Raw genomic sequence first — 21,937 nt, 5'->3', positions numbered from 1 at the left:
TCACGTCCCCTTTCCGGCAGCTGCTAAGACGTTACCGACCGCTATTGGACGCTAGCTGTCCGGCAGCTTCTCAGCCGACAAGACCCAAAGCCGGACATTCACTCGCCCTTCCCTACCTCCCACTTCCGGACGTTCGTTCATGTTCAAACATGACGTGGATCGGCGACCAACGATCGGTAGGACGACAAGCTCAATGGCGGGGGAAGCGCTTTCCGTCTGGTGTGCTCGTCCGTCAACCAGTACTGGTCGCTCATCTCAGGTCTCCTCGCAAAGCCTGAATCAGATCGTGCCTGCCACTTCAATGAGTCCTGACCCTAGCCAACGGCACCGTCAGCGTAGCGGAAGTTGAAGCCACACTAGCAACGCCGCGCGGTCGATTGGCGCAAATCCAGCGTCGCGGGAACGATAACCGGCTGCTGCGGAGCGTCGCGACCAGCAAGTTCGGCGATGATGAGTTCGACGGCGCGTACCGCCAGATCAGCGATAGGCTGGTCGATTGCGGTCAGCGGTGGATGCGCGAAACGAACGATCGGAGTGTTATCGAAGCTGATCAACGATACGTCGCGCGGAACGACGAGTTTGCGATCTCGACAGGTTTCGAGCGCTGCAAGGGCCATCTGATCGTTGCTGGCAATGATCGCGGTTGCCGGTTCGGCCGCGTCGAGGAGCGTGGTGGCCGCCGCCTGCCCCGAGGCGTAGCTAAAATCACCACGCGCCAGCAGGTCATCCTCGAATCCCGCCGCCGCCATCGCGGCACGCCACCCCTCGATACGCCAAGAGCTCAAGTGATATTCGGAGGGGCCTGCGATGAAGCCGATCCGCTGGTGCCCCAAGGTAACGAGATGCTCGGTCGCGCTCGAGGCCGCGTGCTCGTCGTCCATCGTCAGCGCAAAGCCCGGCCCCACGCGCCGCGAGCCAATCCGGGCGAAACTGATCCCGTGTGACTCCAGCAGGTTGATGATGAGTGGGTTCTCCGAATGCGGCGGAGTAAGAATCACTCCATCGGGCTGCAAGGCGGCAATTGCGCCCATCAGTTCGCGCTCGATATGGTCGCTATGCGTATCGATCAGTTCGACGATCATCCGGTAGCCATAGGTCGCGCAAGTCAGCATCCCGCCTAATAACATCTGGTCGACCCAATCAGTCCCCTCGCGCGCTCGCCAGTCCGCGATCGTCCGCTCGCGATCGTTCAGCGCGACGATGAGATACGAACGCGAACCGCCCATCCGTTGCGCCGCGATCGAGGGCACATACCCCAGCCGGTCGATCGCTTTCTGGACCCGCGCGGCCATCTCCGGCCGAACTCCGGTCTCTTTGTTGATGACACGGCTGACCGTCTGCAGCGACACCCCGGCATCCGCCGCGACATGCTTGATCGTGACGGCCTGCCGCTTGCGCGCCACTGCCTTCAACCCCCACAATAATGAGCGACGTAGTCAGCGTGCCCCGGCAGCCCCGCGACCGTCCGCGTAACATTGTCACGCAGGTTTGCGAGGAACTTCGCGAGTTCCTCGTCGCGCAGTTTGGCCGCAATCGGGTGATAAGTGGCGGGCATGATGCCCTGCCCCATCATCACCTGCACCCAGCTGTTCTCGGCAAACAGCTCCTCGTTGCGGCGGAACACGCGGCCCGTCTCGCGGAACAGCGCGATCTTCTGCGCCAGGCTCTCCGGCACGTCCATTGCGGCGCATTGCCGCCAGAATGGCGAGACCCGCCGGTCGGTCGCCTTGTAGTGGAGGATCAGGAAGTCGCGGATCTGTTCCATGTCCGCGAACTGCTGGTCGTTGAACTCGGCGATATCGCGCGGCGAGATCGGGCCGCCCGGCATCATCCGGATCAGCCGCAGAATAGCGCGCTGAATGAGGTGGATGCTGGTCGATTCGAGCGGCTCCATAAACCCGCCCGAAAGCCCGATCGCGACGACGTTGCGGTGCCACTGCCGCCGCCGCGCGCCGGTGACGAAACGGATAGTGTTCGGCTCGGTCAGCACGGCGCCCTCGACGTTGCCGAGCAGCCGTTCCAGCGCAGCATCGCGGTCGAGGTAGCGGCTGCAGTAAACGATGCCGTTGCCGGTGCGATGCTGCAGCGGGATGCGCCACTGCCAGCCCGCATCATGCGCCATCGCACGCGTATAGGGCACGGGCGGGCCGACGCTCTCGGTCTGCACCGCGATCGCGGAATCGCACGGCAGCCAGTGGCTCCAGTCGTCGTAACCGGCGTGCAGCGCCTGCTCGACCAGCAGCGCGCGGAACCCGGTGCAGTCGAGGAACAGGTCGCCCTCGACCACAATGCCCGATTCGAGATGCAGCGCAGCGACATCCCCGCTCTCGCCGTCGAGCGCGACGCGCGCGATACGGCCCTCGATCCGGCGCGTGCCGTCGGCTTCGGCCATGCGCCGCAGAAACTTCGCGTAGAGCGAGGAATCGAGCTGATACGCATAATTCATACGATCGTCGGGCAGATGCGCGAACTTGCCTTCCATCGCCGCGGCAAGCTCGAGGCAATAGGCGTCGTAGGACGCATCGTGCCCGCGCTCGCGGCCGTTCATCCAGAAATGCTGGAAGCCTGCGGACCAATGATCCTGTCCGGTGATCCCGAACGAGTGAAAATAGCGGTCGGTGCCGTCCTTCCAGCCATCGAACAGGATGCCGAGCTTGAAGGTCGCCTGCGTCGCACGCATGAAATCGGCCTCGCCGATGCCGAGCAACCGGTTGTAGGTAACGAGCGGCGGGATCGTCGATTCGCCGACCCCGACCGTCCCGATCGCGTCTGACTCGATCAGCGTGACCTCGGCAGTGCGGCCCATCGTCCGCGCGATCGCGGCGGCCGCCATCCACCCCGCGGTGCCGCCCCCGGCAACGATGATACGGCGAGGGCTGGCAATCATCGGCTGAGATTCCTGAGCAGGAACGCGCGGATGCGGTCGGCGCTTTCCGGGGTGAGCGGGGCGAGCACGCTACGTCCCTCCGCGGGGATGTGCGCGGTCACGTCATCTTCGTTGTTGAACACGTAATAGTCGAACAGGTCGCGCCAATGCTGCTTCTGGTCCGCCGGCAGGTCGCGGATTGCGAGCAACGCGTGATTGAGCGCATCCTGCGGCGAACCCATCCACCGCGGCGTCTCGCGCCACCAGTAATTCACCAGCACGTTGAAGTCGGCGAGCCCCTCGACATGGTGCCACCACATCGCCGGGATATACAAGGCGTCGCCCGCCTCGAGCTCGGCGACCTGCGCATGCGCGAGCGCATCGGGGAAGCGCGGGTGGAGCTGCGCATCGGGCGCGTGGAAGTCGACCATGCTGATCGCACGCCCCGCGGGCGTATTGTCGATCGGCCCCAGGTGCAGATTGCGGAACTGTTCGCGCGGGAACAGCGTGAAGCGTCGCCGCCCCGCCGCCACGCACGCCAGATTGTTGGGCAAATCGTTATGCGCGGCGATCCGCGTCTTCGTGCCGATCCAGATGCTCGCCAGACACGTCCGCTCCCCGAGGTCGACGTGGTTCGCCTCGTACAGCCCATCAAAGAACTGGTGCATGTCGATCGACGCGAGATAGACCGGCGGTGCCCCCGCGCGCCCCTCGATCGAGTCGATCCGCTGGAAGATGTCGGGCAGCTTGGCGCGCAGCGTCCGGAAGTTCATCGCCATCGCCGCATCGTAGAACAACCGACCGTCCGCGCCCTGTTCGCCGACCGCGACAGTGAACGCCATGTCGCGGTGGTGCCGCAGCAGATAGGCGCGCGCGTCGCGCGACGAGCGACGCCCCGCCTCGACCAGCGGCCAGTCCTTCACCAGCCCGCGCACTACGAACGGCGTGTCGGCAGCGCGCAGCCGCGCATCGAGCTCGGCGGCATCCGCGACACGGACCTCGGGCACCGTCGCCAGATCCGCGAAGATGCCGCGATCCGCCTCAGCCACGCGCGGCTTCCCGACGGCTCTTGCGCGCGATCAGCTCGGCGACGTTGGCGAGCGACGCCACCGCCATGAACACCGGCATGAGATGCCCCTCGGCGTGAAGCTCCCCCAGCGCCGCCGCGTCGAGTTGCTGGAGCCGCTCCTCGGCGATCCCGTGATAGCCGACCAGCCGGTTGGTCGTACCATCGTCGAGCGTGATCTCGAGCGTCAGCGGCTCGAGTAGCTCATGCCGGTTGAGCGCGGCGAAAAACCCGTCGGTCGCCTGCCAGCCAATGTCCAGCTCGCCGAGCAATTCGGCAACCCGCTCGAGATACGGCGTCGCGCGGCCGACGTCGTCGAACACGCGCACCCCCTCCCCGCCGGTCGCGACGCGGGGGCTGTCGAGGTCGAGATGGATCTGCTTGTCGCCGCCCGGCGTCGCGGCGTGGCCGATCAGGAACGGCTGGATCTCGAGCGCGAGCGGACGATAGCGCGCATCCCAGCGCGTGCCGTCGAGGAACAGGTTCTCGCCGGGTTTGAACCCGAACATCGCGAGTGCCTGGAAGCGGTCGCGCTGCGGCGTCAGGCGGAACAGGATTGGATAGTCGTTCTGGACGCGGCGAAACTCGCTCGGCACGATCAGGCACGACATCACCGCATCGCCAAAATCTGCACCGCGCGACGGGTTGATCCGCAGCGCGCGATGCTCCTCGCTGGTGAGAAGGACGTGGTTGGCCATCAGGAAAACTGCTCCATAGCGATCGGTTGGCGCGCCGCCCGGCACGCGTTGAGATTGGCCCGTATCGGCGGCAGCGCAGCCACCATGCTCCGCGTACGCTGCGCAATCGGCGCGAGCGACGGCAGCGCGCCCGCACCCAGCGGCCCCGTGGCGGGCGGGGACGCTCCCATGCCGTACAGGATATAGTGATAGCTCGCGGCGGGGAACATTTCGTCCACCATCGGCAGGTCGGTACGCAACGGCGGGCGATGCTGCCACAGCGCGAGCAGTTCGGCGAGCCGCGGCGGGATCGACGCGGGATCGCGGTGATCCTGCCAGTAGCGCCCCTCTCGGCGGCTGAGCACGTAATGCAGCTTGAGGAACTCGACGATCCGGTCCCAACGATAGCGGAACAGCGTGTTGAACCGTGCCGCGACCAAAGGCATCGTCGCGCGCGTCGGCCAGTCGTCGAGCAGCGCATCGAGCGACAGCTCGACCGTCACGATCCCCGACGCCTCGAGGAACCCTGCCGACAACCCGATTGCAAGGCAATTGCCCGTCCAGAATCGCGCGCGGTGCCCCGACCGGGACCGCAACCGGCGCGGAGCGATCGGCTCGGGCGTACCAAGATACGCCGCCAGCGTCGCCAGCGCTTCGTCGTCGCTCATATGCGCGGAGGAATAGACGCAACCGACCCCGCGCCGGGTTGGCAGGCCGACGTCCCAGATCCATCCCGCGGCATGCGCCGTCGCGTCGGTCTGCGCGGCGATCGGGCTGTCGAGCGCGACCGGCACCTGCACCGCCAGCGCGCGGTTGTTAAACAGCACGTCGCTCCGGTCGATGAACGGCACGTCGCCGACGAGCAGCGCCGCATGCCCCGAGCAATCAAGGAACAGGTCACCCGCGACCGCGCCATTGTCGCGCGTGCGGACGGCGGTGACGGTGCCGTCATTGGCCCGATCGACGCCGGTCACATGGTCGCGCAGATGCCGCACGCCGAGCTTCTCGGTCGCATGCCGCTGGAGCAGCGCGGCGAGCTTGCCCGCATCGAGATGATAGCCATAGCTCAGCGCCCCCGCAAAATCGGGCATTGCCCGCTGGCGGGTCGCGAGACACTGGCGCGCGACGTGCGGCTGTGGGGTGACGACGTCGGCGAACGGCTCGCCCGCGGCTTCCGCCTGCCATGCTGCGACGAGCGTGCGGGGATCGGACTCGACCGGGGGCCTGAAGGGGAGGAAATAGACATCGTCGGGCGCACCGCTCGCCCAGCCGCGGAAGCGCGAGCCGTGCTTGAACGACGCATCGCAGGCGAGCAGGAAGTCGGCCTCGCCGATCCCGATCCGCTCCAGCGTGGCGCGCATTGTCGGCCACGTGCCCTCGCCAACGCCGTTCGTCGGGACATCGGGGGATTCGACGAGTGTGACGGTAATTGGATCGGCGGCGGGATGCGCCGCGGCGGCGATCCGGCAGGCGGCAAGCCAGCTCGCGGTCCCGCCGCCGACGATGACGATCTTCGTGATGGCCGTATCCACTGTGGCCCGTCCTGTTGCGTGGCCCGTATCCAAGCCCTGTTCGATAGCCTTGTGCCCTCAGCCGGGCGAAAAGACCACCCACGCCGCGCGTGGATGGTCTCCGCAAGGTTTAGAACGAGATCCGCGCACCCGCCGAGTAGCGGGGATCCTGCTTAGTGACGAAGTTGATGTTGCGTTCGGACCGGAGATGACCGCTGCGATCCTCGCTGTTGACGTTGATCCCCTCGACGAACACCGAGATGTTCTTGGTCAGCGCATAGCTCGCGCTGACGTCAAGCTGGCCATAGGTATTGACGTAGAACGGGTTGACGCCCGTTCCGGACAGATACCCCTTGCGCCAGTTATACGCAGCGCGGGCCTGTAGGCCGTTCTTGTCGTAGAACAGTACCGCGTTGGCACTGTCCGAAAGGCCGGTGATAGCGAACTGCGACACGCTCGACGGCAGCCGGTTGTTGTAGTTCCGGTTGCCGTTCACGATCGTGTAGTTGAGGATCGTGCCGAACCCGGTGTGCCAGAAGGAGTGCTGGATCGCGAATTCGAAGCCGTTGACGTTCGCCGTCTGATCGCTGTTGAACGGCGTCTGTACGACGAAGTTGGCCAGCGGATCATTGGACTGCGCGACGATTGTCCCGTTGACCACGCCACCTGGATAATTGGCGCCGATATAGTCACGAATCTGCCCGAATGTTGCGTTGGTGCCTAGGGCATTGAGCGCCGCCTGATAGCGTGGCCCGTTCTGCGTCACCCCGTTGAAGGTCGTTGTCGGCGAGGTGACCCCGGGGATCGTCTGGTTCACCACGGTGCTGCTGATGTAGTTCGACACATTCTTGTGGAAATAGCCGACCGATATGTAGCTCTCTTTGCTGTAATACCATTCCGCCGACAGATCGATGTTCTTCGACTTGTAAGGGATCAGGTTGGGATTGCCGACCGAACCGGTGCCGCCGCCGATGCGGAACAGCGTATCGAGTCGGCGACCGCCCTGAAGGCTGCCGTAATCCGCGCGCGTTATCGTGTGGCTGTACGAGGCGCGCAGCTTGACCGTACTAGTTGGCTCGATGTCGAAGTCGACCGACGGCAGCCAGTTCTGGTAGCTGCCCTTGAACCGTGTGAACCCGCTGCCGGTGAACAGGATGTTGAACTCGTTCTGAGAATTCTGCCGCGCACCCGACGGGGTCGGCACCAGCGCGGACGCGCTGACGTCGGTCGTTTCGTAGCGCACGCCACCGATGATGTGCCCGGGGACCGACATCACCTCGAACTTGCCGTTGACCTGCAGATACGGCGCGATCGTCTTTTCGGTCACGCGCGAGTCCGTGGTGTACGGGAGCAAGCACTGCCCGTTGCCGCCACAGATCTTGTACGCCTGATCGAGTAAGGTGACTACGCTTGGCAGGTTAAAAGAATAAAACGACTTGACGATGTCGGTCGCGTTCGAGCCGCTGATGCCAGAGAACTTGTCGGGGATGCTGACGAGGTTGAACAGGTTGTCGGGCAGCAGCGCCGCCGCCGCCGCACGCTGCGCCGCGCTGTCGCCGCCGGTCCCGCCCCACGTGTCGTTCTGCAGCACGCTATAGGCCGAGCGCACTTTGTTCTGAGTGTACTGGACGCCCCAGTCAAGGCTGTCGAGCAGACCGTTGTCATGTTCGTAATGCCCCTTCAGCTGGATCTGGTTGATCTCGTCGCGGAAGTAGGAATTGCGGAACGCGTTGCCGGTCGGGACGATGTTGGCGGCATTGAAAGGATCGATGCCACCGAACATGTTGTACGAGATGACAGGGAGCCGGTTGTCGAAGTTGATCGTCTGGTTCTGAATGCCGAACACCGCGGTGCCGACCGAGTTGCTGTTGCCATACGGGCTGTTCGGCTTCGATTCCGCGGTCGAATGGTTGACGTCGAGCACGACGGTGACGCCGCCGGGGCCCTTCCACGTCAGGTTGCCGCCGATCGCCTTGTTCTCGCTGCGCGCCGAAGTTTGCGAGGCGGAATAAGCGAGATCCTTGGTCTCCGCCGCCTGGAACCGCTCGGTGTAGAACACCGGCCCTGCGACCGGACCGTTGGTCCATGAGCTCGACGTGTCGTTGTGGTTATACCAGATGCCGACGCTGTTATCGCGGATGTCGACCGTGTTGCGCGAATAGGTGTAATCGAACGTCGCGGTCAGCGTGTCAGTCGGCTTGAACTGCAGGACAGCCTGCCCATTGATGCGCTGACGCTTGCCGTTGACGACGTCATAGCCGCCGTTCTGCGGCACCTGATAGACATCGGTCGCGCCGGGGCGGTTCGTGATGTTGGCGTAGCGCGCGTCCCCAGGTTGGGCGAGCGAGCCCCAGTTGTTCTCCGCACCGAGATACCCGTCGCGGAAACCGATATTCGCCGAGTTCGCGCTGAAATGGCGCTCCTGGAATGAGCCGAGGATCAGCACGCCGATCCGATCGTCCGCGAACGTATCGGAAAAGATGCCCGAGACTTCGGGGGTGACGTCCTTGCCGCCGTTCTGCGACGTGTCGACGACGCCACGCGCAGACAGTGAGCCACGGATCCCAGGCTTGTCGAACGGACGCGGAGTCCGAATGTTGATGGTCGACCCGATGCCGCCCGATGGAATGCTTGCACGGCCCGACTTGTAGACTTCGAGCGCGGCGACGCCTTCGGATGCCAAATTGGCAAAATCGAACGAGCGCGAGACCGGCGCGCTGTTGCCGTCACCGATCGTCGACGTCGCGAGCTGGCGGCCGTTGAGTGTGACGAGGTTATATTCCGGGCCAAAGCCGCGAACCGTGACGAACTGGCCTTCGCCGTTCGACCGGTCGATCGACACGCCGGTGATGCGCTGGAGCGATTCTGCCAGGTTGGTGTCGGGGAACTTGCCGATGTCCTCTGCCGAGATCGCATCGACGATACCCTGCGCGTCGCGCTTCAGGTTGATCGAGTTGCGGAGACTGGCGCGAATGCCGGTGACGACGATATCGCCGGGAGCCTGCGTCCCGTCTGCGGCCGCGGTGCCGTCCGCCACTGCGGTGCTCTGCGTGGTCGCGGGCGTGCTTGGCTGGTCCTGGATCGTCGAGGGGCCGGTGTTGCCCATCGTCGAGGAGGTGTCCTGTGCCGAAGCCATCATCGGATAGCTTGCGAGCGCAAGCATCGACGCGCCAAGTGCGAGTCGCGTAGCCAAACGAGTGCTGAAGCCCCCCATCGTCATCCTCCCTGTAAACGTGGCGCTGTAACCCCTGCGCCCTCTTGCTTGAGAACGTTCACCTGATCTGCGACGAAGCGATTGTCAAGCCAGCAACACTCTGAAATCGCCCGGTTGTGAACGTTCTCGGAATATGCTGTTTACGCGCAACACCAGCGGCAGCACCGCCCGGCGGGGAGACCGCGGGGCAAGGACATGGTCGCGAGACCAGGGGAGCATTTCGGGATGGCAAGGAAGATTCACGTCTGGCTACTGGGAGCCTCGCTGCTGTGCGGCGCGGGCGCAACCTACCCGGTAATGGCACGCGATTCGAAACCCCGGGCTTCGGTGCAGGACGCGCGTACACGCGCCGCGGCGATCGTCGCGCGGATGACGCTCGACGAGAAGATCGCGCTCGTCCACGGGTTGTTCCCGCCGATGGCAAAGGGCAAGACCCCCAACGAACTGATCCCGTCCGCCGGCCATATCGACGGCATCCCGCATCTGGGTGTCCCGCTCGTCCGCGAGAGCGATGCGTCGCTCGGCGTCGCCAATCAGGTCGAACAGCGCAAGGGCGATGTCGCGACCGCCTTGCCGTCGAGCCTCGCGACCGCTGCGACGTTCGATCCCGCGATCGCGCGCGCCGGCGGCGCGATGATCGGCGCGGAGGCGCGCGCGAAACGGTTCAACGTCCTGCTTGCGGGCGGCGTCAACCTGACGCGTGATCCGTGGAACGGGCGCAACTTCGAATATCTCGGCGAGGATCCGCTGCTCGCGGGGACCCTGGCGGGGGCGCATATTGCCGGCGTCCAGTCGAACCGGATCGTCTCGACGGTCAAGCACATGGCGCTCAACGCGCAGGAGACTGGGCGGACCGTGATCGATGCGCGGATCGGCGAGGCGGCGCTGCGGATGAGCGATCTGCTCGCGTTCGAGATCGCGATCGAGACGGGCAAGCCGGGCTCGGTGATGTGCGCGTACAACAAGGTTAACGGCGACTGGGCATGTGAGAACAAGCATCTCCTCACCGATATTCTCAAGCGCGACTGGGGTTATCGCGGCTGGGTAATGAGCGACTGGGGCGCCGTCCATTCGACCGCCAAGGCGGCGAACGCAGGGCTCGACCAGGAATCGGGGCAGGAACTCGATCACGCGATCTACTTCGCCGACGCGCTCAAGGCCGACATTGCCGCTGGTCGCGTGCCGATGGCACGGCTTGACGACATGGTGACGCGCTATCTGACCGGCCTGATCGAGACCGGTGCCTATGACACGCCCGCCAGCGTCGCGCAGCTAATCCCGTACGAAGCCCATGCCGAAGTCGCGCAGCGCGCCGCCGAAGCCGGGATCGTCCTGCTCAAGAATGACGGCAACCTCCTGCCGCTCGCGCGCACCGCGAAGCGCGTCGTGCTCATCGGGGGCCGGGCGGATGTCGGCGTCCTGTCGGGCGGCGGATCGAGCCAAGTGCGTTCGGTCGGTGGCGCGCCGGTCGAGATCCCGCTCACCAGTGGTGCCGCGTCGTCGTTCGCGCGGGTGACGTGGCATGCCTCCTCCCCGCTGCTCGCGATTCGCGCGGCGATGCCGCAGGCGCAGGTGACCTGGATCGACGGTCGCGATCCGGCCGCCGCCGCCGCGGCTGCCAAAGCCGCGGACGTCGCAATCGTCTTCGCGACGCAATGGACGACCGAGGCGCAGGACGCCCCCGATCTGTCGCTCCCCGATCGGCAGGACGCTGTGATCGCCGCGGTGGCGGCGGCCCAGCCGAAGACGATCGCGGTGATGGAAACGGGTGGCCCTGTGCTGATGCCGTGGCTCTCGGCGGTGCCCGCGGTCGTACAGGCGTGGTATCCGGGCCAGCGCGGCGGACCGGCGATCGCCAATATCCTGACCGGGCGGGTCAATCCGTCGGGCCGTCTGCCGATCACCTTCCCCGCCAGTGCCAGCGAGGCACCCCGTGCGGCGCCCGTCGGGCTCGACAAGCTCAGCGCCGCCGACGCGCAGGCTGCCGCGGACCCGGGCCATGCGAGCGAGCATCAACTGGCGAGCTTCCCGGTCGACTATGTCGAGGGCGCTGACGTCGGGTATCGCTGGTACGAGAAGACCAACGCAAAGCCGCTGTTCCCGTTCGGCTACGGCCTCAGCTATTCACAGTTCGCCTATCGCAACCCGGTGGTAAAGGGCGGTGCTACGCTCAGCATCAGCTTTGACGTGGTCAACACCGGGCGGGTCGCCGGGGCCGACGTGCCGCAGATGTACGTCAATCGCGACGGCGCGACAGTCCCGATGCGGCTTGCCGCATTCCGGCGGGTGATGCTCAAGCCCGGCGAAACGACTCGCGTCACGCTGGTGGCCGAGTCGCGCATTCTCGCGGAGTATGACACGGCCTTGCCGGGGTGGCGCGTGGCGGGCGGGCGCTACCGTGTCGCGCTCGCGCACGACGCGCGCGACCGTGCGCTGGTATCGACCGCGACGGTCTCGGCGACGACGATGAAGCCCTGACGGCTCGTCCTCAGCCGACCGACAGGAACGCCGTGACGGTCAGCCGCCCCAGCGCCGGGTCGCTCGACAGCACCGCATCGGGGGCGATCGCGCCGCTGTGGAGCAGATAGCTCGGATAGACGAGCGCGCGGTTGTAACGCGCCTCGACCGCAAGCGTCTGCTCAAACAGATTGGTATCGCCCGTGACATAGCGCGCGGGCGGGAGGCCACCGTAGCGGAACTCGGCATCGAGCTGACCGAAGAAGATCGGCGCTCGTTCCGCGTCGATCGTCTCGAACCCGGTCGAGCGATGCCGGAAGAAGGCGGTCCCGTCCCCGCCGTCAGGCGCAAGATAATGGACCAGCGCAATCCGCTCCGCCCCGAACGCGTCGCAATGCGGGATGCGCTGGCGGATATCGAGCGCCTCGGGCGGAGTCGTCACGATCGAGAAGCTCGCGTCGACCAGCTCGACCGCGCCGGAACGCCCCAGCATCGGTCCGAGCACCTGCGCCAGCACCGTCCGTTGCGCGGGAATATAGGAGTCGGGCAACGCTGCGCGGACACCCGGATAATGCTGGAGCGCCGGACCGAATGGCGCCTCCAGCGCCGCTGCACGCAAGGCGTCGGGATCGGGGGCGAAACCGTCGATCACGACGACCGGCTGTGCTTCACGCCCGACATGGTGGACGGTGAACGATGGTGCGCTCACGATTTGCGCCAGTAGCGCACGTAGTCAACCGACAGGCGCTGCGGCAGCGCGGCATCATCGATCCCTTTCGCGCCACCCCAGTCCCCGCCCACCGCCAGGTTGAGAATCAACTGATACGGTACGGTGAACGGCCAGGCGGCATGTCCCCCGGGTTGGTCGTCGGTAACGCGCATATAGCCGTGCCCGTCGACGCCGATCGTGATTTCATGCGGCTGCCAGTCGAGCTGGTAGCGATGATAGGCGGTACACGCGCTCGCCACTCGCTTTTCAGCGCCGCGTTGCGTCCCGAGCTTGTGATTGAACGCGCCGCTGTGGAGGGTCGCATGCACCACGTTGGGCTGCCAGCCGACCATCTCCATCAGGTCGATCTCGCCCATGTCGGGCCAGGTCCCGTTTTGCGGCAAAAGCCAGACCGCGGGCCAGCTCCCGCGGCCACAGGGCAGCTTCGCGCGGACTTCGTAGAAACCGTAACCAAGCGCCGCGCGGCTGACGAGCTTGGCGGAACTATACCCCTGCCCGCCCCAGTCGGGTGCCGAGCGCAACGCTTCGTGCCGCGCCTCGATCACCAGTGCGCCATGCGCGATCCGGGCGTTCTGGCGACGGTCGGAATAATATTGCCGTTCGTGGTTGGGCCAGCCCTGTCGGTTGCGATCGGTGTCGTAGCGCCAGCGCGTCCGGTCGATCGAGCGGGTGAAGTCATCCGCCCATTCGGGGCGCGTAGCGGGCGCGCGCATCGGGACGTCCACGGTATAATTGGTTGCCGCGAGGCTCACCGCCTGTGCAAGCAGGGTCACGATGATCGTCAACGGGTCACCTCATCCGTGGCCGATCGGTCTCGAGCGATCCGGCATCGACCTGCTCTAGGACCGGGGCACGCGCAAAACCATCCGAAATCGAGGATGCCCGGCGGTAGCCAAGGATGCGCGCAATACGCTAGCGTAGGACCACGCTAAGATCCTGCAGGAAAAGGACATCGGGTGACCGGAGAGACGACGCGGCGCAGCGTGCTGGCCGGCATTGCGGCTATCGGTGCCGATACGGTCACCACGCGAAGCCGAAAGGCGCCGCAAAATCCGGATCTTGGACCGAACGTGCTGATCGTCGACCCCGGCGCGTCCGACGCGCAGCGTCGCATCGACGGCTGGTTCGCCCAGCAGGAGAGCGCGCACTTTACCGATCGCCGCTACGCCGTGCTGCTGAAGCCGGGCACGCACCGGCTCGATATCAACGTCGGTTTCTTTACGCAGGTCGCCGGTCTCGGTCTGACGCCCGATGCGGTGACCGTCACTGGCCACGTCCATGCCGAGGCGGATTGGGCGAAGGGCATGGCGCTGGTGAACTTCTGGCGTTCGGTTGAGAACATGGCGGTGCGACCACCCGATCGGGCGGATCGCTGGGCGGTGTCCCAGGCCGCGCCATATCGGCGTGTCCACCTCGCCGGGGACCTCGCGCTCGACGACGGCGGCTGGTCGAGTGGCGGATTCATGGCCGATTGCCTGATCGAAGGCACCGTCCGCTCCGGGACCCAGCAGCAATGGTTCACCCGCACGTCGCGACTTGGCGGATGGCAGGGTTCCAACTGGAACATGATGTTCATGGGTGTCGCGGGGGCACCCCCGGACAGCTTCCCCGAGCCACCCTATACCACGCTGCCGACAGTGCCGGTAATTCGCGAAAAACCCTTCCTCCATGTGCAACCGGATGGCGAATGGGGGGTCTTCGTGCCCGGATTGCGGCGGGACGCAAGCGGTGTCTCGTGGCGGGAGAAGCAAGCCGGGCGCGACCTACCGCTGGAAACCTTCCTGATCGCCGATCCGACCACCTCGATTGCCGTGATCAACCGGGCACTGGCGGATGGCCGTCACCTGTTGCTGACGCCCGGCATATACCCCCTGCGCGAACCGATCCGCGTCAGTCGCCCCGGCACGGTGGTGCTTGGAATCGGTCTGGCGACGTTGCTCAGTGTGGATGGGAATGCGGCGTTGACGATCGCCGACGTACCGGGCGTGTCCGTCGCAGGTCTGCTGATCGACGCGGGGCTCCGCCCCTCCCCCGTGCTTGTGGAGGTCGGTCCGCGCGGTGCCGCCCGCGATCACGGTGCCGATCCGACGCTCTTCGCCGACGTATTCTTCCGCGTCGGCGGGGCGGCCATCGGCAACGTCGGGACGTGCCTGGAAATCAACAGCCACAACGTCGTTGGGGACCATCTATGGATCTGGCGGGCGGATCATGGCGATCACGAGCACGGTCAGGTTCATGTCGGCTGGAACGAGAGCCGGGGGACACATGGCCTCGTCGTCAATGGTGATGCCGTCACGTGCTACGGCCTGTTCGTCGAACACTTCCAGGGCTGGCAGACCGTTTGGAACGGGGAGGACGGCCGCACCTTCTTTTATCAGAACGAGCTTCCCTACGATCCCCCAAGCCAACGCGCATGGCGCGCAGGTTCGGATCGCGGTTGGGCGGCGTACAAGGTTGCGGATCATGTCCGCCGTCATAAAGCGATAGGTTTCGGGGTATACGCAAATTTCACCGCGGATCCGTCGATCGTGCTCGCTAGCGCGGTCGAGGTGCCCGAGACGTCCGGCGTCCGCGTCAACAACGTCACGACGATTTCGCTTGGCGGGGGCAAGGGCACGATCTCGCACCCGGTTAACGCGTCGGGGCGCGCTGCGAAACTTGGCAGTATTCGCGAAACCTTACGCAGCTTTCCTGGGTAACGTTCTGTACGCACCGTTCGGTGGTGCTGTCACGCGCGCCGCGAAGAACGCGCGATGCGCTGATGGCGCTGGCACCGAACGCCCCCCCCGCTCGCCGCTCGCGACAGCGATGGTCGGCGGTCTGACTTACTCCGCAAGAGCGATACGCCCGACCCGCCGTCCCGGCAGAAGTCTGGCGATCGGTCACCTTTTCAAGGCGGTCGGCAAGGTAAAGCTCGCAATCGAGGGCAACACGTTTGCCGCGGATGTTACCGAAGATATTAAGAAGGCTGCTGACCGCAGCCCCGCGCAGTTGAAGGGAGCGACCGAGGGTGGCGTATCCGCCTGTGCCTGATGCGCGCAGTTCGTAGAGGTGAGTGTTGACGAGAATTTCGGCACGATCCGCGCGAAGCGGATTGTGTCAGCGTTCGACAGTGGCCGGATCTTTAATCCCAAGCTCGCCGAAGGCCAGTGGTTCGACGGTATGATCATGGGCCTCGGACAGACCCTTCTCGAAGAAGGACTGATTGATCATCGTGACGGACGCACCGTCAATGCCAATTTCTTTCAGATTACGCGGTGCCAGTGAACGCCGACGTCCCTGACATGCAAGCGATCTCGATTGGCACCCCGATCTGAAGGCCGCAACTTTAGGCGGTAAGAGCGTCGGTAAGATTGGCGTGGTTGGGGTGGCACTAACAATAGGTAACGCGATATTTCATGCTACGGGAAAACGGATTAGCAGCCCACAAATAACACTGAAAAGTAAGGTTAGCAGACACGAGTAACGCTGCGTATTTTTCCGCATCGACCCAATTGCGGCCGTTCGAGCGCCTTTGGAGGACAGCCAAAAGCGGACGGTCGTTCATTCGCACGAACAAGCGCCCGCCCGCGGAGTGGCTACCAGGCGACCACGCCCGCATCTTCATAGAAACCACCCGTCGGGCCGTCATCGGCCAGCGTGGTCAGTCGGACAGCGATCGCGGCACCCTGCTCCGGGGTGCGAGGGCCACTGTGCTGGTTCAAGTCGGTTGCCGTGTATCCGGGACAGGCGGCATTCACCTTGAAGCCGAGGGGCGCCAACTCCTTGGCAAACGCCACTGTCACGGCGTTCAGAGCCGACTTGGAGCTATTGTAGCCGAGTAGGTTCGCTTGGTCTGCCATCGGCGCCTCGAAGTCAGACGCCCATGCCAGCGAGCCCAAGCTGCTGGACATCATGACAATCCGCGGAGCGTCAGAGGCTTTCAGCAACGGCAGTAAAGTCTGTGTCGTTCTTATCGCGCCAAATACGTTCACCTCATAGATCGCGCGCACGTCCGAGACCTTATCCTCACTCGGCGCCACCCAACCAGTCGATATCCCGGCATTGTTGACGAGCGCATCCAGCTTGCCCACTTCAGTTTTCAGCACTTCTGCGGCCGCTACGACGCTGGCGTCGTCTGCGACGTCGATCAGCAGCAAGCGGACATCAAGACCCTCTTGACGAAGCGCGTCCGCCGCCGCTTCACCACGCTGCTCGTCGCGGCTGCCCAGCCAGACCGCGTAACCGAGCTTCCCGAGCCCTCGAGCGATCTCCAGTCCAATACCCTTGTTCGCTCCTGTCACCAGGGCGTTTCGCTTGTCCGTCATGCGCATTCCTCCAAAAGAGGCTCGTCAAATGGGATGCCCCTGGCGTCCGGCATGCGCGATCCGCGCGAGAATTTGCCTGATCCGATCAGTCACCTTGTCTTCGACGACGGAGTCGCTCAGGTTGGCGGCATGGACGAGAATTTGGCGAGCCTGTGCACCATCGTAGACCGACATGCCGCCGGTCGCTACCAGCCCAGCGTCCTGCCACGCGTCGCACTCTACAAGGATGGCGCCGCGCCGCAGCCGGTTTCAGGCGTCTACCAGCCGATGATGGCGCTGATCATCAGCGGCGCGAAGGAGATCGCGATAGGCGACCGACGCCTTCGCTATGACCCGGCGAGCTACTTCATCGCGACCGTCGAGCTGCCGGCCTCGGGCTGCGTCAAGCTGGATCTGCCGGACGAACGCTATCTCGCGGTCAGCCTCGACCTCGACAGCGAGCGACTGGCCTCGGTGCTGACGGACGTCGAGGCGGAGCCGCCCTCCCCCGAGCCGGCCTTTGCCGTCAATCCGGTTACACCCGATCTGCTCGATGCCTGGCTGCGCCTTCTTCGCCTACTGGAACGACCGGAGGACGTTGCCGCGCTGGCACCACTTTACGAGCGGGAAATCCTCTATCGATTGGTGCAAGGGCCCCAGGGATCGATCGTGCGTCAGATTGCACGTGCAGACAGCCGCCTCTCGCAGGTGCGCCGCGCGATCGCGATGATCCGCGATCGCTACGATCAGCCGATCCGCAGCGAGTCACTGGCCGAAGAGGCTGGCATGAGCCCTGCCTCGTTCCATCGCCATTTCCGCACAGCCACCGCGATGAGCCCACTACAATATCAGAAGAGCCTGCGGCTTCAGGAAGCTCGTCGGCTGATCGTTGCAGGTCGAGACGTCGCTGCCGCTGCGTATGCCGTCGGCTATGAAAGCGCGTCGCAGTTCAGCCGGGAATATGTCCGTCTGTTCGGCCTGCCTCCCTCGCGTGACGTCAAGGGTGGGATGCCGAGCATCACTGGCTATAGCGCACGGGCGGCCTAATCGGTGAAGACCCACAATCGGCCGCTCAGCGACAGATGTGGCGGTCCCGAAAGCGGTCGCTCGTTCACGCGCTGGAGGCATGCGGCTGAAACTAGGAGGCCGCCTATCCTACGGCGGTATGCACTATAGGACTTGGTCACCGCCAACCGATATAGGCTCACGATGACTAGGCTGCTCCCATCACCGGGCCAATTTAAAGAGTTGTGTAGTTGCCAGGGTTCTGAGTTCCAGTGAATTATCGCCACTCCTTCCATGCCGGTAACAGCGCTGATGTCGTGAAGCACAGCCTGCTCATCACCCTTGTCAGGGCCTTGCAGCAAAAGCCGGGCGCACTGACCCTGATTGACACCCATGCCGGCTGCGGGCTTTACGATCTTGGCGGCGAGCAGGCCCAGCGCACCGGCGAAGCCGCGCACGGCGTGTTGCGGGCCTTTGCCGACACCGATCCCCTGCTGGACAGCTATCGCGCCGCCATACAAGCGGTGAATGTCGGGGCAGAGCCACACCTCTACCCCGGCTCTCCGCAGTTCCTGGCGCAGCTTTTACGCCCGCAGGACCTGCTGATGCTCAATGAAAAGCATCCCGAGGACGTCCGTGCCCTCCGCGGCGCGATGCGCGGCACGTCTGCTGCCGTGCACGAACGCGATGCCTACGAGCTTTGGCTGGCGTTGCTTCCGACCCGTACGGCTCGCGGCGTGGTGGTGGTCGATCCGCCATACGAGCAGACTGACGAACGCGACCGCATCACCGCCACCCTTGCCGCGGCGCACCGGAAATGGGCACATGGCGTGACGGTGATCTGGTATCCGCTGAAAGACCGCGCGACGCACCAGCGGTGGAAGGACAACTTACGTAAGCTCAGCATCCCGAAATTCATGTCGGTGGAGCATTGGTTGTATGACGCTGATCAGCCCGGCATCTATAACGGCGCAGGCCTCTTTATCGTCAATCCGCCTTACGCCTTCACGCAAGGGCTACCGCTCCTGCTGGAAGCCCTCCGCGTCGCACTGGCGCCGAAAGGGCACAGAGGCGAGATCACAGCTGAGTGGTTAGACGAGTAAGGATAAGCCTCGCTCCGGATCCAGCCATTCAGATCCTTCGCCGTACCCGATTGCCGTCTCGCAGCGTTGATATCCGAGAGGAACGATGCTGGTGTCCCTGACCAGCAGACTGCCGCGGCTGCAGCCGACGCTAAGGCACGGATCCGTGATCGCAGTGACGACAGCGAAGCTGAAGCTCACCCAAGCTAACACGCAAGCGACCTGCGTGTAGGACAAGGGCGAGCACTTGGCTGCCGCGCCGGAAGAGCGGGACGCTGTCTCGTTGCGCGTAGAGGCCATCGCGAAACCTGCCCTGCGCGACGGCCTCGCCCAAGTCTCGGTTGATGCCTGCGATGAGCTGGAAGTCGCTCTCCGATTCTTTGTCGGAGCCGACCGGCAGGAGTTGCGAGCGCCGCAACCTTGCTTGGCGCTAGCTGTGAGGCGGGCTGTCGCTGGAAGCGCGTCGACGACCGGACATCACGCTCTGTTCGTCTGAAACCTGCCATGCTAATCAAGGCTAGGGGAGGCGGGCCGGTGCTCACACAGATACGAAGGATCAAGAACTTCGGGGTCTTCGGTGACTATTCGCGCAGCCCTGACGTCCCCGACCTGAACCGATACAACGTGATCTATGGCGAGAACGGCTCGGGCAAGACGACGCTTTCGCGTCTGCTCGCCTGCCTTGAGGCGGGCGAGCACGCGGATCACCCTGACCTAGAGTTCACGATCGAAAGCCAATCGGGCGCGTTGGCGCGCGGAACCCAGTATGGGCGCAAGGTGCGGTCGTTCAACAGCGACTTCATCGAGGCGAACATCGGCCTTCTGGACGGGCCGCTGCGTCACATTCTCATTTTGGGCGAGGAGAACAAGCTGGTCGCGGAGGAGATCAAGTCAGAGATCGACACGCGGGACGCCCGCCTCAGGCGCATCGCGGAGTTGAACGCATCGGTCGCAAAGCTGGAGATCGAGCGCGGGCGCTTGTTCTCGGGCATCGCGAAGACGATCGGCGAGGCGACGAGCGGGGCGACCCTCCGCAGCTACCGCAAGCCTGACGCGGAGGGCGCCTTCCGGAACCTTACCGGGGGCGAGCGGCTCTCCGACGACGAGCTCGCCCTCCACCACACCACCGTCCATCAGGACATGATACCGTCGATCGGCCGAATCCAGGAGCCGAGCGTCCGGCTCGACGTTGACGAACCAGAGAGCGCCATCGCCGTAGCGCGAGGCGCTGCGCGGCGCGCGTGTGACCTGGCGGCCGAGTCCGCGCAGTCGAACGTCCTGGAACGCCTGCTGGGGAAGCCCGACATCGCGAGCTGGGTCGAGCAAGGCATCTCCCTGCACGGCCGGCACTCCTCGGACACCTGCGAATTCTGCGCGCGACCGATGCCCGCTGAACGGCTCGCAGCTTTGGCGGACCACTTCAGCGCGGAGGACCAACGACTGAAGGCGCGCATCGAGCGCGAGCGCGACCGGTTGTCGGCGGCAATCGAGGGCCTGAACCGGATCATCGCGCCGGACCGCCTCGCCCTTTATTCCGAACTACGTGAAAGCTACGACGCAGCGACAAAAGAACTCGACGCCGCGCTCATTGAGCTCAAGGCCCAACTGGGCGTGGTTGACGCCACGCTTACGAGCAAGCTGGCTAACCGCACCCGATCATACGAGGCCAAGGCGTCCAGCGATACGGCTAGGCTGGCGCAGTCCTTAAAAGACCTTAACGCAATCATCGACCGCCATAATGAGAAGACCGCCGGCTTCGACAGCGCGCGCAATACTTCGCGCGACGCGATCGAGGCGCACTACCTGCGTTCGATCAAGGGGCAGGCTGATGAGCGCGCCGAACGGATAGTCGCCGCCGCGGTCGAGATCGCACTGCTGCGGAACGGTGGCGAGGGCCTGCCGGACGTGCGCAGTATCGCGGCGCTGGACGCCTCCATCGCGGCGAAGCAGGCGCAGGTCTCGAACGAGCACAAGGGCGGAGAGAACCTGACGAGGGATCTTTGTCAATTCCTGGGCAGGACCGATCTACGGTTCGACTCAGGCGTGGACGGCTACCATGTCATGCGACGAGGCAGGCCGGCGAGGCGCCTCAGCGAGGGTGAGAAGACCGCGATTGCGTTCCTATACTTCCTGGTGCAGCTGAAGGACCGCGACTTCGACATCTCCGAGGGAGTGGTAATCATTGACGACCCGATCTCTAGCCTCGACGCCTCGGCGATCTACCAAGCCTTCTCGTTCCTGAAGAACAGGACACAGGGTGCCAAGCAGCTCTTCATCCTCACCCATAACTTCGAGTTTCTCAGACTGGTCATCAACTGGCTCCAGAACATTCCAGGACCCAGAGCGGAGAAGACTTTCACGATGGTCCTATGCTCCGAAACGGAGGAGGGCCGTTCCGCACGCCTCGCGCGACTCGACCGGTTACTCATCGACCACGCGACCGAATACCACTACCTGTTCAAAGTGCTGCAAACCTTCAAGTCGGACGGGACGATCCTCGGCTGCTACCACGTCCCGAACATAGCCCGTAAGGTACTGGAGACGTTCCTCGACTTCCACGTGCCCTCCAACCGGAGCCTGCACCGGAAGCTCGAGGAGACCGACTTCGACCCGCACAAGAAGACGGCAATCTACAAGTTTGCCAACGATCTCTCGCACCACACCGGCAAGTCGTTCGACCCGGCCCTCGTGGCGGAAACCCAGAAGAACACGAACTACCTGCTTGAGATGATCGAGGCGGTCGCACCACTTCACTACAGCGGCCTGAAGGCGCTGGCGGAGGCCTAGACCCCCACGCGCCACCTTCGCCCGCTTGACGGCCCCGGCTTTCGTCCGACACATCACCCCGCCCAAGTTCTGCAGGCGAAGCCGCGGTCTCGAGCCCCGCCTTCGAATTAATCGGCGAGCCGTAGCTGAACGAACGTCCGCTTACGCCGATTGCCATCCGAACTCGGACGGGCGGCAATCCACCGAGGCTGTGTGAAAACGTCCTGATATGCTATGCTTGTCGGCGTCATCTGGAGACGTCGGATGGGTCGTTTCA

General features: G+C 64.4%; 15 protein-coding genes and 1 pseudogene. 6 read left to right on the top strand and 10 right to left on the bottom strand.

Annotated elements, in window-relative coordinates:
- Positions 1–356: 356 nt before the first annotated feature.
- From AC3WJR_RS18045 to AC3WJR_RS18020, 6 genes are all read right to left on the bottom strand, one after another.
- Entirely contained in the window at positions 357–1,403 is a 1,047-nt protein-coding gene (locus AC3WJR_RS18045) for a LacI family DNA-binding transcriptional regulator (protein WP_492726742.1), read from the bottom strand.
- Between the two features lie 5 nt (positions 1,404–1,408).
- Positions 1,409–2,887 (bottom strand): tryptophan halogenase family protein, encoded by a 1,479-nt coding sequence (locus tag AC3WJR_RS18040; RefSeq protein ID WP_492726740.1) that lies wholly within the window; start codon positions 2,885–2,887, stop codon positions 1,409–1,411.
- Positions 2,884–3,915 (bottom strand): cupin-like domain-containing protein, encoded by a 1,032-nt coding sequence (locus tag AC3WJR_RS18035; protein ID WP_492726739.1) that lies wholly within the window; start codon positions 3,913–3,915, stop codon positions 2,884–2,886. Before AC3WJR_RS18035 ends, AC3WJR_RS18040 begins: the two co-directional genes overlap by 4 nt.
- Positions 3,908–4,630: a SapC family protein gene (locus tag AC3WJR_RS18030; RefSeq protein ID WP_492726737.1), complete on the bottom strand. Its 723-nt coding sequence runs from the start codon at positions 4,628–4,630 to the stop codon at positions 3,908–3,910. The genes AC3WJR_RS18035 and AC3WJR_RS18030 overlap by 8 nt, the downstream gene beginning before the upstream one ends.
- Positions 4,630–6,141, bottom strand: coding sequence for a tryptophan halogenase family protein (locus AC3WJR_RS18025; RefSeq protein WP_492726735.1), 1,512 nt, complete (start codon positions 6,139–6,141; stop codon positions 4,630–4,632). The genes AC3WJR_RS18030 and AC3WJR_RS18025 overlap by 1 nt, the downstream gene beginning before the upstream one ends.
- A 109-nt stretch (positions 6,142–6,250) precedes the next feature.
- Positions 6,251–9,340 carry a TonB-dependent receptor gene (locus AC3WJR_RS18020; protein ID WP_492726734.1) on the bottom strand — a complete coding sequence of 1,030 codons (3,090 nt, stop codon included), beginning with the start codon at positions 9,338–9,340 and terminating at the stop codon, positions 6,251–6,253.
- A gap of 219 nt (positions 9,341–9,559) precedes the next feature.
- On the opposite strand from AC3WJR_RS18020, the gene AC3WJR_RS18015 reads away from it, so the two are divergent.
- The gene (locus tag AC3WJR_RS18015; RefSeq protein WP_492726732.1) at positions 9,560–11,812 is read left to right on the top strand and encodes a beta-glucosidase; all 2,253 of its coding nucleotides are present in this window, start codon (positions 9,560–9,562) and stop codon (positions 11,810–11,812) included.
- Positions 11,813–11,822: 10 nt separating this feature from the next.
- On the opposite strand, the gene AC3WJR_RS18010 is transcribed toward AC3WJR_RS18015, so the two are convergent.
- Positions 11,823–12,500, bottom strand: coding sequence for a DUF6445 family protein (locus AC3WJR_RS18010; protein ID WP_492726731.1), 678 nt, complete (start codon positions 12,498–12,500; stop codon positions 11,823–11,825).
- Positions 12,497–13,294, bottom strand: a complete 798-nt coding sequence (locus tag AC3WJR_RS18005) for a glycoside hydrolase family 16 protein (protein ID WP_492726729.1) — start codon at positions 13,292–13,294, stop codon at positions 12,497–12,499. The genes AC3WJR_RS18010 and AC3WJR_RS18005 overlap by 4 nt, the downstream gene beginning before the upstream one ends.
- Before the next feature lie 183 nt (positions 13,295–13,477).
- On the opposite strand from AC3WJR_RS18005, the gene AC3WJR_RS18000 reads away from it, so the two are divergent.
- Entirely contained in the window at positions 13,478–15,220 is a 1,743-nt protein-coding gene (locus tag AC3WJR_RS18000; protein WP_492726728.1) for a pectate lyase-like domain-containing protein, read from the top strand.
- Positions 15,221–15,569: 349 nt separating this feature from the next.
- Positions 15,570–15,788, top strand: a pseudogene (locus AC3WJR_RS17995) (molybdopterin cofactor-binding domain-containing protein); the annotation flags it as partial.
- A gap of 311 nt (positions 15,789–16,099) precedes the next feature.
- Here the strand turns inward: AC3WJR_RS17995 and AC3WJR_RS17990 are convergent.
- Positions 16,100–16,828, bottom strand: a complete 729-nt coding sequence (locus AC3WJR_RS17990; protein ID WP_492726726.1) for an SDR family oxidoreductase — start codon at positions 16,826–16,828, stop codon at positions 16,100–16,102.
- A gap of 51 nt (positions 16,829–16,879) precedes the next feature.
- On the opposite strand from AC3WJR_RS17990, the gene AC3WJR_RS17985 reads away from it, so the two are divergent.
- Positions 16,880–17,854, top strand: a complete 975-nt coding sequence (locus AC3WJR_RS17985; protein ID WP_492726725.1) for an AraC family transcriptional regulator — start codon at positions 16,880–16,882, stop codon at positions 17,852–17,854.
- 230 nt (positions 17,855–18,084) lie between these two features.
- A complete protein-coding gene (locus AC3WJR_RS17980; protein ID WP_492726723.1) occupies positions 18,085–18,915 on the top strand; it encodes a 23S rRNA (adenine(2030)-N(6))-methyltransferase RlmJ in 831 nt (276 codons plus the stop codon).
- 130 nt (positions 18,916–19,045) lie between these two features.
- Here AC3WJR_RS17980 and AC3WJR_RS17975 read toward each other — a convergent pair whose 3' ends face one another.
- Positions 19,046–19,312: a sigma 54-interacting transcriptional regulator gene (locus tag AC3WJR_RS17975; protein ID WP_492726722.1), complete on the bottom strand. Its 267-nt coding sequence runs from the start codon at positions 19,310–19,312 to the stop codon at positions 19,046–19,048.
- Between the two features lie 116 nt (positions 19,313–19,428).
- Between AC3WJR_RS17975 and AC3WJR_RS17970 the strand changes: the two genes are divergently transcribed.
- The gene (locus AC3WJR_RS17970) at positions 19,429–21,681 is read left to right on the top strand and encodes an AAA family ATPase (RefSeq protein WP_492726720.1); all 2,253 of its coding nucleotides are present in this window, start codon (positions 19,429–19,431) and stop codon (positions 21,679–21,681) included.
- The last annotated feature ends 256 nt before the right edge of the window (positions 21,682–21,937 follow it).

The organism is Sphingomonas sp. FW306-05-A (assembly GCF_058782275.1).
Note: the sequence above shows the minus strand (reverse complement) of the source record. Positions and strands in the feature narration are given on the sequence as shown.

Excerpts from the sequence above, each read along its gene's own strand:
- AC3WJR_RS18015 (WP_492726732.1), top strand. The coding sequence starts at position 9,560 with ATGGCAAGGAAGATTCACGTCTGGCTACTGGGAGCCTCGCTGCTGTGC.
- AC3WJR_RS18030 (WP_492726737.1), bottom strand. The coding sequence starts at position 4,630 with ATGGCCAACCACGTCCTTCTCACCAGCGAGGAGCATCGCGCGCTGCGG.
- AC3WJR_RS18040 (WP_492726740.1), bottom strand. The coding sequence starts at position 2,887 with ATGATTGCCAGCCCTCGCCGTATCATCGTTGCCGGGGGCGGCACCGCG.
- AC3WJR_RS17985 (WP_492726725.1), top strand. The coding sequence starts at position 16,880 with ATGCGCGATCCGCGCGAGAATTTGCCTGATCCGATCAGTCACCTTGTC.
- AC3WJR_RS18020 (WP_492726734.1), bottom strand. The coding sequence starts at position 9,340 with ATGACGATGGGGGGCTTCAGCACTCGTTTGGCTACGCGACTCGCACTT.
- AC3WJR_RS17990 (WP_492726726.1), bottom strand. The coding sequence starts at position 16,828 with ATGACGGACAAGCGAAACGCCCTGGTGACAGGAGCGAACAAGGGTATT.